The sequence below is a fragment of the Bacillus sp. SKDU12 genome (genome assembly GCF_010093085.1).
Lineage (GTDB): Bacteria > Bacillota > Bacilli > Bacillales > Bacillaceae > Bacillus > Bacillus mexicanus.
On record NZ_MSRC01000001.1, the window covers coordinates 73,401 to 87,031 of the forward strand.

Here is a 13,631-nt window from a genome sequence, read left to right on the forward strand (position 1 = left end):
ATTTTATTTTCCTCATATAGAAAACAAAATGACTTTTCTCAACATTCGATATAAAGTGTAAACCACGTTTGCCGTTCTGAACAAGAGGCTAACCTCATTAACGAAAGCCAGCCTCTAATGGTTCTTTAGGCTCTTTTTTCAATCGGAATAAATGCTTGTTTATCAGGACCTGTATAATCTGCACGCGGGCGGATCAGACGGTTGTTGTCATATTGCTCAAGAATATGAGCGAGCCAGCCGGACATTCTGCTTACAGCGAAAATCGGTGTGAACAAATCATGGTCAATACCGAGGCTGTGATAAACAGAAGCCGAATAGAAATCAACATTAGGAGGAAGCTTTTTCTCCGAGGTGACGATCTCTTCTATACGAATCGACATCTCGTACCATTTGCTTTCTCCTGTCAGGTTGGTCAAGCGCTTGCTCATTTCTTTCAGATGCTTCGCGCGCGGGTCGCCATGCTTATATACGCGGTGACCGAATCCCATGACTTTTTCTTTCTTTTCAAGTTTAGCGCGGATGTACGGCTCAGCGTTCTTTACTTCACCAATTTCTGTCAGCATTTTCATTACGCCTTCATTCGCACCGCCATGGAGAGGACCCTTCAGTGCGCCGATTGCAGCAGTAATGCCTGAATAGATATCAGAAAGTGTTGCAACACAGACCCTTGCTGTGAACGTTGACGCGTTCAGCTCATGGTCAGCATGTAAAATCAGTGCCTTGTTGAAGGCTTCAATCTCAATGGGCGAAGGCTCTTCACCGTTTAATGTGTAGAGAAAATTCTCAGCAATGCCATAGTCTTCTCTCGGTTCAACAGGTTCAAGGCCCTTGCGGATTCTGGAGAATGCTGCAACCAGGCCAGGCACCTTTGCCTGAAGACGGATCGCCTTTCTGTAATTGGCTTCCGGGTTCATGGTATCAGCCTCGCTGTCAAGCAGGCCTAATAATGAAATTGCTGTCCGAAGAGCAGCCATGGGATGAACATTTTCGAGGGAATAAGATTTGAAGTGCTCAATTATTTCTTGTGGAACGGCAGCTTCCTTTGCAAGCTGCTGCTTTAACTCTTCAAGCTCTTTTTTATTTGGCAGCCTTAAATGCCAAAGTAAATAGATGATTTCTTCAAAACTTGCGTTCTCTGTTAAATCATCGATATCATACCCCACATATGTAAGGGTATCATCAATAATAGAACTAACAGATGATGTTGTTGCTACAACCCCTTCTAGACCGCGTGTCGCTGTCATATATAACATCTCCTTTTCAATAAATTTCCCCTTTAAGAGTGTTGTAAAAACATGTGGCTTACTTAAAAAGCATGATGCAAGTATCTCTCTCCCCCAAAAAGAAAATGCTTACATTTTACAGCCTACTAGTACTGCAGCCTGTTGCTTATGAAAGAACATAACAAATTCTTATAAGCTTATTTAAGTTTAAGCCTATTCTCATTATAAACAATAATCAGACATTTGTTAAAGGTTTACCTATAATTTTTTTTCATATCGTGATTTTTCCGTAAAAAACGCCTTTATTTGCGGGTTTTTGCATACAAAAAAAAGCGGCTTTTCGGGCCGCTTTTTTCATGAAGTGAACATTTTTACGAGCTGCATGGCAATATAAGCAATCCCCGCTCCGATCAGCGGCCCTACTGCAACACCGCCAAAAAGCGCGACTGCAAGAATGGTCCCGATCACAAGAGCAGTTGTAATATGCGGGTCATTTTCCAGCAGAGTCAGTCCGTTTTTGGCAATCAACGCCACTGCGATACCCGCTCCCAAGGCGATCCATGCATAGGAAGAACGCATTGCTTCTCCAAGCTGTTTAAATCCGATTTCTCCTGTAGCGATCGGCACAAGAACAGCAATGGTAATAATGGTCACACCCCAGTTGATGCCTTTTGACTGGATAGTTGGTAATAATTTTTGGTCAAGTCCAACGATTTTGATGATCAAAAGGACAGATACAGCAAAAAGCAATGATTGATTTTTCGCGATAAGTGCGATAGCCAAGAGTAAAATTAAAAATAAGTTCGCTTGTGTAAACATATGCTATCTCTCCTTTAAGATGTATGTATTCATATTCGGCCAGCGCGTGAATACATATATAAAATAGGACATGCTGCCGAGAGGAGGATCGATTTCGTGAATCAATCTTATGTCACTATTTTTTTCAGAACCCTCTTTGTCATATCAATTACCGGGGGATTGGTAGCTGTAGCCTATTATTCGTTTCCGTTAACATATCCGTTCCTAATCGCTCTTATTCTTTCATCAGCGATTCATCCTGTTGTTGACTATTTGGACAAAGTGACAGGATTCCCCCGAACGATAAACGTTCTGGGCGTGCTTGCTTTTTTTCTGCTCGCCGCCTTCGGCGTACTCACTATTCTGGTAGCCGAAATCGTAACCGGGACAGCCTATCTTGCAAAAACGCTGCCTCCGCATATCAGCACATTTATCTCATATTGCGCAAAATTGTTTACGGCTCATATCCAGCCGCTCTATAACGAACTGACCCTTTTATTTCAAGAATTGGAGACCAATCAGCAGGCTTCCATCGTTACACATATCCAAACACTCGGTGATTCTGCCGCTAAAAATGCCGGGCTGCTACTGTCCCACATTCTAGAAATGCTCCCGAGTTTTTTCGCGCTTCTCCCCAACACAGCTGCTGTGCTCATTTTTTCTCTTTTAGCAACTTTTTTTATGACAAAGGATTGGCACAAGTTGAAAGCCATGCTCGTTTCCATTCTGCCGGATCGGGTTACAGTCAATGGCAAAGCTATCAGCAGCGAATTAAAAAAAGCAATGACCGGGTTTATCAAAGCGCAGGCCGTTCTTGTTTTTATTACGATGGTGATTGTATTTATCGGCCTTTCTCTCTTAAAAATTGAACATGCTGCAACAATTGCTTTTTTAATCGGGCTTGTTGACCTTCTCCCTTATTTGGGAGCGGGCTCCGTATTTGTGCCCTGGATTTTGTATTTATCGATTACAGGACAGCTGCCACAAGCGATTGGAATCGGTGTATTGTACCTCATCGTTCTGATTCAACGGCAGCTGACAGAACCTAAAATTTTAAGTAAATCTATCGGGATCGACCCGCTGGCAACGCTTATCGCCCTTTTTGCCGGTTTTAAATCATTCGGGTTTTTAGGACTAATTGCAGGGCCGGCTGTTCTCGTTATAGTTCAAGCCTTCATCAAAACAGGCGCATTAAAGGAGATATGGTCCTATATCACCGTTCAGCCAAAATAAAACAGCAGCCCATTTTGCATGGCTGCCGTTTTTTATTTGATGATAATCCGCTTGTTCTTCGACATTCCTCTCAGCCATTTGAACAGAATCGGCTTACACCAGCTGCGGGTAAATGGGATAAGCAAACAGGCACCGGCCAAATCTGACAAAAAGCCCGGAAGCATCAGCAATAGACCGCCAATAAAAATGCACAGGCCATCAGCCATCGCTTCACCCGGCATTTTACCATATTGAAAATCATGCTGAACCTTGTAGTATACTTCGGTTCCTTGTTTTTTTGCAGCTGCTGCGCCGATAATGCCCGTCAGAATCATTAAAAGAACTGTCGGCAAAATGCCGATCAGCTTCCCTGAAAAGAGGAATATGCCGATTTCTATTGCCGGAAATACAATAAAAAGCAAAAATAAAAATCTCATATCCAATCCCCCCACACGTGTAGCACGCCTCTGTTTTGTATAAGGCGAGATAAGAGAAAAGGAAGGGATTCCCCTTCCCGTTTCATCTGTGATTAAAGAACGCTCGCACGGCCTTGGTAGACTGCGCCTCTGGAAGCGTCAACTGTGATTTCTTGGCCTTCTGTTAAAATAGATGTCGCTTTTTCAAGGCCAACGATAACCGGAATGCCAAGGCTTAATCCGACTACCGCAGCATGACTTGTCAAGCCGCCTTCTTCAGTAATAAGGGCAGACGCCTTTTCAAGAGATGCCATCATGTCACGGTCAGTGCTTTTTGTAACAAGTACCGCACCGTCAGTCATTTTTTGCTCAGCTTCTTTTGCAGTTTGTGCAATGACAACCGGACCGAATGCTGATTTGCGTCCGATACCTTGTCCTTTAGCGATGATATCGCCGACAGTATAAACTTTCATTAAGTTCGTAGTGCCAGATTCACCGACAGAACCTGCTGTAATGACAATGAGATCGCCGTGTTTTACCAACCCGCTGTTCAATGAATTTTGGACAGCATCCTCAAGCATCTCATCTGTTGTGTTCGCATTTTGGCCGCTTTCTGCAAATACGCCTGATACAAGCGCTAGTTTTCTGGAAACAGAATCATTTACAGTAACTGCAACAATCGGCGCTTGCGGACGGTATTTCGCGATCATACGCGCTGTATGGCCGCTTTCAGTTGGTGTTACGATCGCAGCAGCATTGAGGTTAATCGCCGTATGCGCGACAGATTGTCCAATTGCGTCTGTAATCGTCATTCCTACTTGACCTCTGCGTTTAGAAAGAATTTCTTTATGATTTAAAGCTTCTTCAGAACGGGACGCGATGTTGTGCATGGTTTGAACCGCCTCAACCGGATAGTTTCCGGCAGCTGTTTCACCAGAAAGCATAATCGCATCTGAACCGTCGAAGATCGCGTTTGCTACGTCACTTGCTTCCGCACGAGTCGGACGCGGGTTGCGCTGCATGCTGTCAAGCATTTGTGTCGCTGTAATAACAGGTTTGCCAAGCGCGTTGCATTTTTTGATCAGTTCTTTTTGCACGAGCGGCACTTCTTCAGCCGGAATTTCCACGCCTAAGTCTCCGCGTGCAACCATTAAGCCGTCAGACACTTCAAGAATCGCATCGATGTTGTCAACGCCTTCTTGGTTTTCGATTTTAGGGATGATTTGAATATCCTGAGCTTTGTGCTCTTCAAGCAGCTCACGGATTTCAAGCACGTCCGTAGAACGGCGTACGAAAGACGCTGCGATAAAGTCTACTCCTTGCTCAATACCGAAAACGATGTCTCTCGCGTCTTTTTCAGTGATACCAGGAAGGTTGACACTTACGCCCGGTACGTTAACACCTTTTTTGTTTTTGAGTGTTCCGTTGTTTAATACTTTTGTTTTGATTTCGCGTTTAGCGGCATCAACAGCAAGTACTTCAAGACCGATAAGGCCGTCATCTAGGAGAATCGTTGAACCTTGTCCTACGTCATCGACTAAACCTTCATATGTCACTGAAATTTTATCTGTCGTACCTACGACCTCATCCATTGAAACGATAAGCTCCTTACCTGTTTCAAGCTCAATGCCGCCGTTTTCCATCGTATGTGTGCGGATTTCAGGACCTTTTGTATCAAGCAGGATACCGACGTTTTTGCCGACCTTTTTGCTTGCTTCACGGATATTTTTAATTCTTGCACCATGTTCCTCAAAATCTCCGTGAGAAAAGTTCAAACGAGCCACGTTCATGCCTGACTCAATTAATTTCGTAAGCATTTCGATGCTTTCACTTGCCGGACCAATAGTACAAACAATTTTAGTTTTTCTCATTTGGTTCACTTCCTTCTGAAATCTTCAGCCTTCAGCTGTGCGTTAAATAGACAGTTCTTTTGAAAGCTTATACATGTTTTGCTCAACTGTGTGTTTTGTCTCTAATATTTCTATAATATCATGGTCTACAAGCTTATTGTTTTGTATACCCACACAGCGTCCGCCTTTTCCTTCAAGCAGCAGTTCAACTGCATATGCGCCAAGACGGCTTGCCAGCACGCGGTCAGCAGCGCTCGGAGAACCTCCGCGCTGGATATGGCCCAATACAGATACCCTAGTTTCAAGGTTTGTTTCTTCTTCAATGCGTTTCCCGAATTCAACGCCGCTTCCTACACCTTCGGCAACAATAATAATACTGTGTTTCTTGCCGCGTTCGTGGCCGCGTTTTAAGCGGGCAATGATTTCGTGCATGTCATAGTCTGCCTCAGGGATTAAGATCGATTCTGCGCCCCCTGCAAGACCGGCCCACAATGCGATGTCGCCGGCATGGCGGCCCATTACTTCGATCACATATGTACGTTCATGAGAAGTCGCTGTATCGCGAATCTTATCAATTGCGTCAATTACTGTATTTAAAGCTGTATCAAAACCGATTGTAAAATCAGTGCCCGGAATGTCATTATCAATTGTACCCGGTACACCTACACATGGAAACCCGTGTTCCGTTAATTTTTTTGCACCCATATAGGAACCGTCTCCGCCGATGACAACAAGCCCTTCAATACCGAGCTTCTTCAAGTTTTCAATCCCTTTTTCCCGGCCTTCAACCGTTTTGAATTCAGGGCATCTTGCCGTATAAAGCTTTGTTCCTCCGCGATGTATAATATCGCCTACAGATCCGAGCTCAAGTTTTTCAATCTTACCGCTGATCAACCCTGCGTATCCGTTGTAAATGCCGTACACTTCAACATCATGATAAATCGCTTTTCTGACTACTGCGCGAACTGCTGCGTTCATTCCTGGGGAATCTCCGCCGCTCGTTAACACCCCTATACGTTTCATTTCATTCACCTCAGCAACATATATGATTAAACATAACACGATCATTGCCCTAAAAACAATGAAAAGGGATCTCCATCCTCCCTATGAAACCCTACCTATTATACAATTAATTAAATTGTTTTTAAATAAAATTTAAAGATTGTCACAAAAAATAAACGTGAGCCAAAGGCTTCACGTTTATTTAGTTTACCCCGATAAATTGATCTTCAACCGAGACTTTGCCAATTGCTCTATATTTTTCATAACGCTGCTGAATCAATTCTTCTTCGTTCAGCTTCAACAAAGTTTTTAACGATTGTTTGAGGGTTTCGTCCATATAGCTTGCCTGCAGCTTGACATCGTGATGCGCTCCGCCTTTTACTTCTTTAACCATATGATCTATAATACCTAATTCTTTTAAGTCAGGCGCAGTGATTTTCATTGTTTCTGCTGCTTTTTTAGCAAGACTGGAGTCCTTCCATAAAAGTGCTGCAGCACCTTCCGGAGAAATAACAGAATAAGTGGAGTTTTCCAACATGTGCATGTGATTGCCTACACCCAAACCAAGAGCTCCGCCGCTTCCGCCTTCACCGATGACAATGCAGACAACAGGCACTCGAAGGCCCGCCATCTCAAACAGATTTTTTGCAATGGCTTCACTTTGTCCTCTTTCTTCCGCTGCTCGTCCGGGGTATGCCCCCTTCGTATCAATAAAACAGATAATCGGTCTGTTAAATTTATCAGCTTGTTTCATGAGACGCAGTGCTTTTCGGTAGCCTTCAGGGTGCGGCATTCCAAAATTACGGACAAGGTTTTCCTTCGTGTCTTTGCCGCGCTGATGCCCGATTACCGTTACAGGAAGTCCGTGGAACTTTGCAATCCCGCCGACAATGGCTTCATCGTCCCCATACGCCCTGTCTCCGTGGCATTCAAAAAAGTCGGTAAACAGGTGTTCAATATAGTCAAGCGTTGTCGGACGTTCCGCCAGGCGCGCGATTTGAACCCGGTCCCAAGGCTTCAGATTTTTGTAAATATCATCTTGAAGCTTAGCGAGACGGTCTTCAAGCCGTTCGATTTCCGCACTTAGATCCATATCGGAATTTTGGGTGAATGTTTTTAGTTCGGCGATTTTCGTTTGCAGTTCAATCACTGGTTTTTCAAAGTCTAATCTTGCAGCCACTCAATGTCACCTCCTGTTTGATGCATATCCAGCAGATTTCCTAACGTTTTTTTCATGTCATTTCGATGAATAACCGCATCAAGCTGTCCATGCTTTAATAAAAATTCAGCCGTTTGGAAGTCCTCAGGCAGTTTTTCTCCTATTGTCTGTTCAATAATCCGTCTTCCGGCAAAACCGATCAGCGCGCCAGGCTCAGCGAAATTGTAATCGCCAAGGGATGCAAAGCTCGCTGATACGCCCCCTGTAGTCGGGTGTGTCATGACTGAAATGATGAGGCCTTGTTCTTCACTGAACAGTTTTAAAGCAGAGCTTGTCTTAGCCATCTGCATCAAACTTAATACGCCTTCCTGCATTCTCGCGCCGCCTGAAGCCGTAAAAATAATAAACGGAACTTTATCAGCTTTTGCTTTTTCAATCGCAAGTGTGATTTTTTCACCGACAACTGAACCCATGCTGCCCATTCTGAATGAAGAATCCATGACTGCAACAACTGCCGGGTATCCGCTGATGGTGCCTTTGCCTGTCACAACAGCCTCGTTTAAAGATGTTTTCTCACGGTCTTTTTCGATTTTTTCCATATACCCTGGGAAACCGAGCGGGTTTTCCGATAGCATTCCCTGATTGAATTCTTCAAAGGATTGTTCATCCATCAAGCTTTCAAAACGCTGTTTTGCATTCATCGGGAAATGATAATCGCAGTTCATGCATACCCGCATATTTTTATCCAACTCTTTAGTGAGCATGATTTTTTTGCACTTAGGACATTTTGTCATAATACCTTCCGGAACATCGTGTTTCGCTTGATCAGATGGCACGGAAGCATACTTTTTCTTTTTCGTGAATATATCCTTTAACAAATGATTACCTCCCTTTTGTGAAGGGTTCTCTTCACCGCATGTCATCAAATAGATAGACTTGCTAATAACTTTACCGAAACTATTGTACTTTTTTTGTCAAACGCTGTCATCCTCAATTCGACAACTTTTCATTCAATAACATGTTCGGAAAGGTTCGGATGAATTCAGATAAGACATTGAAACAACAGGTTTGGTAACGCATTCAAAAAAATTGTTAAACACGCCTGAAATTTTTTTAAGACCAGCCTTTTAAAAAATTTCAGGCGCTAGTTTAACTTGAGAACAGCGCGTCGGTCTCCGCCAACACGCTGCCATTTTTGGAATGAATTACGATTATTCACCAATAATTGTAAGTTTTCTCGTTTTATCAGCAACTTCCTCAGGATCAACAGTGATTCTTGCAACACCTGTTTCCATTGCCGCTTTTGCCACAGCCTTCGCAACAGCAGGCGCAACACGTTTATCAAACGGTCCAGGGATGACGTAGTCTGCGCTGAGCTCATCCTCTGAGACAAGTGAAGCAATGGCTTCAACTGCCGCGATTTTCATTTCTTCGTTAATGTGAGTAGCGCGAACGTCAAGCGCACCGCGGAAAATACCAGGGAAGGCAAGCACATTGTTTACTTGGTTCGGGAAGTCAGAACGGCCCGTTCCAATAACGCTTGCACCAGCTTCACGCGCATCTTCCGGCATAATTTCCGGATTTGGATTTGCCATCGCAAAAATAATCGGGTCTTTTGCCATGCTTTGAACCATTTCTTTTGTTAACGCTCCTGCTGCAGATACGCCGATAAATACGTCAGCATCAACGATGACATCTTTCAGAGAACCGTCTTTGCGGTCTTGGTTTGTAAATGCCGCTACTTCGTTTTTGACATCGTTCATGCCTTCCGGACGCCCTTCATAAATTGCTCCTTTTGTATCGCACATCACGATGTCACGTACACCGAAATGGTGAAGAAGCTTGATAATCGCAATGCCAGCTGCACCGGCGCCATTTGCGACAACTTTAATAGATGACATGGATTTTCCAGACAGTTTCAGTGCATTTACAAGACCTGCTACCGTTACAATGGCAGTACCGTGCTGATCATCATGGAAAACCGGGATGTTTGTTTCTTTTTTGAGGCGTTCTTCAATGATAAAGCAGTTTGGTGCTGCGATATCTTCAAGGTTGACGCCGCCAAATGTCGGTTCAAGCAATTTAACAGTTTCAACGATTTTATCAACATCGTTTGTATTTAAAGCAATCGGGAACGCGTCTACGCCAGCAAAGCTTTTGAATAGAACAGCTTTTCCTTCCATGACTGGAAGCGCTGCTTCAGGACCGATATTTCCCAGGCCGAGCACAGCTGTACCGTCAGTAACAACTGCTACCATGTTCCCCTTCATTGTATAATCATATACTTTGTTAATGTCTTCATGAATATCCTTACAAGGTTCTGCAACCCCCGGGGAATACGCAAGACTTAAATCTTCGGCATTTCTGACTTCTACTTTCGCTTTAGATTCTAGTTTCCCTTGATTTACTTTATGCAGGTGCAATGCTTCTTCTCTTAATGACATTTTCTTAAACACTCCTTAAATGGGTATTGTTTGATTCGTATTTTGCTGCGTTCATTGCTGCATTCTGCGGAGTTTATCTATCTGAATATTTAAACAGGTTCACATAATTGCTCCAATTGTACAACAATCAGTGACACGTTACCACTGTTTTAAAACGACATTTTTTTGGCCCAACAGTTCTTTTAAGCGATATAATACCTGGTAATCCGCATTGATATGAAACGACTCAGGCAGCTTAATCGTCTGTTTCTGCCTTTCATAATAGAGATAAACGCCTGTTTCCCCTTTATGCTCCAGCAAAATGCGCTTAATCTTTGCCAAGGTCTCCTGGCTGTGCTGACTGCTTTCTATTTTTATATAAACCGATGGCGCTTTTTCCGCATCCATATTATCTAATAATTCTGCCTGGGACATGATGAACTGGACCTTATCCTGCCTTACTTCACATTTGCCCTCGGTGAACAAAAGAGCGCCTTCTCTTAAAACAGGGGAAAGCTGTCTGAATTGTTCAGGAAAGACTACGGCTTCCATTTCACCGGTTTCGTCACTGAGTGTTAAAAATGCCATATTTTGACCTGTTTTTGTCCGAATCGTCTTTATCCTCGACAGCAGGGCACCGAGAGAAAGCGGCCTTTTAACAGCCTGCTGGGCCTGCAGAATGGACGCTGCCCCATGTGCGGCAAGCTGTTTTCGATAGGCAGAAAGCGGATGATTTGAAAAATAAATGCCAAGCGTCTCTTTTTCAAATGCCAATAAATCCACAAGCGGAAGCTCTTCCGTCTCTACATACTTCGGCTTAATCGAAAACGATTCATCTAAAAACAATCCCATTTGGTCATCGTCCGCGGCGAATAGCTCAGCATGTTCCAAAGCAACATCAATGGATGCGAGCATCGTGGCCCGGTTTTGGCCGAATTCGTCCATCGCACCAGAAAAGATAAGTGCTTCAAGCATTTTGCGATTTACGTTTTTGGACGGCACACGAAAGCAGAAATCGAAAAGATCTTCAAATGGTTTCTCTTTTCTTGCTTTATAGATATCTTTGACTGCTGAAACGCCTACACTTTTTATCGCACGAAGGCTGTATCTGACAGATCCGTCTTCAACTGTAAACGGAAAACTGCTTTTGTTCACTGACGGAGGAAGGATACGAATCCCGCTCCCCTTTGCTTCGTAAAGATATTGAGCTATTTTGTCCTCATTGCCAATGACGCTTGTCAGCAATCCGCACATAAAATATAACGGATAATGAGCTTTCAAATACGCAAGCTGGCAGCCTATCATACTGTATGCCACCGCATGGCTTCGATTAAAGCCATAGTTCGCGAATTTGACGATTAAATCGTAGACTTCATTTGCAGTGTCTACAGAATACTCCTTTTTTAAGCACCCTTCAACAAAATGGCTTCGCTCTTTGTCCAGGATTTCTTTTTTCTTTTTGCTGACCGCCCGCCTCAGCATGTCCGCTTCACCTAAAGAAAACCCTGCCATGCGGGAAGCAATCATCATAATTTGTTCCTGATACACAATAACGCCATATGTATCTTCCAAAATGCTCCTTACATCTTCATGAGGAAAATGAACAGGCGCCCGTCCATGTTTACGGTCGATAAAAAGCGGAATATTTTCCATCGGACCAGGCCGGTACAGCGCATTGACTGCCACAATATCCTCCAGACCTGAAGGTTTAAGCCGCTTCAGGACGCTTCTCATCCCTGCGGATTCAAGCTGGAAAATCCCTGTCGTATCCCCTCTTGACAGCAAAGAGAACGTTTTGTCATCACTGTACGAAATATTTGAAAGATCAATTTTAATCTTTTCTTCTTTTTCGATCATTGAAGTGATGGACTCAATCAAGGTCAGGTTGCGCAAGCCTAAGAAATCCATTTTCAAAAGGCCCAAGTCTTCAAGATGATCCATCGCATATTGCGTCAAATATATCCCTTCATGCCCTTCCTGAAGCGGAACGACATCTGTTAACGGCTCTTCACTAAGGACCACACCCGCTGCGTGGGTTGATGTATGTCTTGGCAGCCCTTCTATTTTTCGGGCAATTGTATAGACTTGCTGAAGCAGGTTTGACTCGCGAAGCCGCTTATCCAGCTGAGGCGACTGCTTTCTCGCTTCATCCAGCGTTATGCCCGGCCTTGAAGGAATGAGTTTTGCAAGCTGATCAGCTTCCTTTGGGCTTACACCGAATACTCTGCCGACGTCTCGAAGCGCCGCTTTTGCCGCAAGTGTTCCAAAAGTAATAATTTGCGCAACATGCATCGCACCGTATTTCTGCTGCACATATTGGATGACTTCATCTCTTCTTGTATCCGGAAAGTCGATATCAATATCTGGCATGCTGATACGTTCGGGGTTTAAAAATCTTTCAAACAGCAAGTGATGTTTAATCGGGTCAACATCTGTGATATACAGCACGTAAGCTACAAGAGAGCCTGCCGCAGAACCTCTTCCCGGTCCCGTGACGATTCCTTTTTCATGAGCATGCTTCATAAAATCCCACACGATCAGAAAATAATCGCTGAACTTCATTCGTTTGATGATATCCAGCTCATACTGAAGACGGCGAATGTATCGCTCATCAGGCGTGCCAAGGCGGCTCCGGAGCCCTGCCATACAGATATCCGTTACATAATCATCGGCGGACGTTCCGTCTGGAGTCGGGAAAGATGGGAGACGGGCTTGTCCGAGACTGACATCCACCCGGCATTGTTCGGCGATTTCAACAGAAGCCAGCAACGCTTCGGGATGCTCCCGATAAATGTTTTGCATTTCTTCGCTTGGTTTCAAATCGAGATCAGGAAGATCTTCAGCAGGTGCATCCGTCAATTTTTCACCTGCTTTAATCGCTTTCAGACAGCGATAAGCAGTCTTGTCTTCTTTCCTTATGTAATGCACATCGCCTGTCGCAGTAACGGGAATGCCAGTTTCTTCAGACAGCCGCAGAATCTGCTCAGACAAGGATTGATTCCCTTTAAAGGGCTGATACGAGACATAAAAGGCTTCTTTTCCGAATATCGACTGAAACTCAAGTGCAGCTTGAGCGGCCTGTTCAAACAGCCCTCCTTCAAGAAGCATTTCAATATATCCTTTTTCACCGGGCGTTATTGCAATAATGCCTTCTCGATAACTGTGAAGCCATTTCAGCTTTAGCCCGCCTTTTGATTTTGATTGCAGGACGCTGCTGATTTTCAGCAGATTTTGATAGCCTGTATTTGATTTTGCCAGCAGAACGAGCGGATAGGCTTCAAGCTCGTTATCATCTGTAAAAACAGAAGCCGTCAAACCGATTATCGGGTGAATCCCCCTCGTCTTGCATGCTTTATAAAATTGAATAGCTCCGTACATGACATGATCATCTGTCAGCGCCAAAGATTCATATCCGAGCCTGTCAGCTTCACTGACGAGCTCTTCCACAGCCGCGGCGCTGTTTAGCAGGCTGTACCCGCTATGCACTTGCAGGTGAACAAAAGACATGCTATCACCTCTTTCTCAATACGCTCCATTTCTTTCTTCAT

General features: G+C 44.1%; 10 protein-coding genes. 1 reads left to right on the top strand and 9 read right to left on the bottom strand.

The features are described from left to right. Positions 1-125: 125 nt before the first annotated feature. Positions 126-1,244 (bottom strand): citrate synthase, encoded by a 1,119-nt coding sequence (gene citZ / locus BTW01_RS00355; protein ID WP_162101085.1) that lies wholly within the window; start codon positions 1,242-1,244, stop codon positions 126-128. A gap of 333 nt (positions 1,245-1,577) precedes the next feature. Then, positions 1,578-2,042, bottom strand: a complete 465-nt coding sequence (locus BTW01_RS00360) for a DUF441 domain-containing protein (RefSeq protein ID WP_162101086.1) — start codon at positions 2,040-2,042, stop codon at positions 1,578-1,580. A 96-nt stretch (positions 2,043-2,138) separates the two neighbouring features. Between BTW01_RS00360 and ytvI the strand changes: the two genes are divergently transcribed. Further along, positions 2,139-3,254 carry a sporulation integral membrane protein YtvI gene (ytvI, locus tag BTW01_RS00365; protein WP_162101087.1) on the top strand — a complete coding sequence of 372 codons (1,116 nt, stop codon included), beginning with the start codon at positions 2,139-2,141 and terminating at the stop codon, positions 3,252-3,254. Between the two features lie 32 nt (positions 3,255-3,286). On the opposite strand, the gene BTW01_RS00370 is transcribed toward ytvI, so the two are convergent. The 7 genes from BTW01_RS00370 to dnaE all read right to left on the bottom strand — a co-directional run bounded on the left by BTW01_RS00370 (position 3,287) and on the right by dnaE (position 13,590). Further along, positions 3,287-3,670, bottom strand: a complete 384-nt coding sequence (locus BTW01_RS00370; RefSeq protein WP_162101088.1) for an FxsA family protein — start codon at positions 3,668-3,670, stop codon at positions 3,287-3,289. A 92-nt stretch (positions 3,671-3,762) separates the two neighbouring features. Next, positions 3,763-5,520, bottom strand: a complete 1,758-nt coding sequence (gene pyk, locus BTW01_RS00375; protein WP_162101089.1) for a pyruvate kinase — start codon at positions 5,518-5,520, stop codon at positions 3,763-3,765. A 42-nt stretch (positions 5,521-5,562) separates the two neighbouring features. Then, a complete protein-coding gene (gene pfkA, locus BTW01_RS00380; protein ID WP_162101090.1) occupies positions 5,563-6,522 on the bottom strand; it encodes a 6-phosphofructokinase in 960 nt (319 codons plus the stop codon). Positions 6,523-6,703: 181 nt separating this feature from the next. Beyond that, on the bottom strand, positions 6,704-7,681 hold the full coding sequence (gene accA, locus BTW01_RS00385; protein WP_162101091.1) for an acetyl-CoA carboxylase carboxyl transferase subunit alpha: 978 nt from the start codon (positions 7,679-7,681) through the stop codon (positions 6,704-6,706). Next, on the bottom strand, positions 7,666-8,538 hold the full coding sequence (gene accD, locus BTW01_RS00390) for an acetyl-CoA carboxylase, carboxyltransferase subunit beta (protein ID WP_162101092.1): 873 nt from the start codon (positions 8,536-8,538) through the stop codon (positions 7,666-7,668). Before accD ends, accA begins: the two co-directional genes overlap by 16 nt. A gap of 333 nt (positions 8,539-8,871) precedes the next feature. Next, positions 8,872-10,104: an NADP-dependent malic enzyme gene (gene maeB, locus BTW01_RS00395; RefSeq protein WP_162101093.1), complete on the bottom strand. Its 1,233-nt coding sequence runs from the start codon at positions 10,102-10,104 to the stop codon at positions 8,872-8,874. Positions 10,105-10,242: 138 nt separating this feature from the next. Next, a complete protein-coding gene (gene dnaE, locus BTW01_RS00400; protein ID WP_162101094.1) occupies positions 10,243-13,590 on the bottom strand; it encodes a DNA polymerase III subunit alpha in 3,348 nt (1,115 codons plus the stop codon). Between the last annotated feature and the right edge of the window lie 41 nt (positions 13,591-13,631).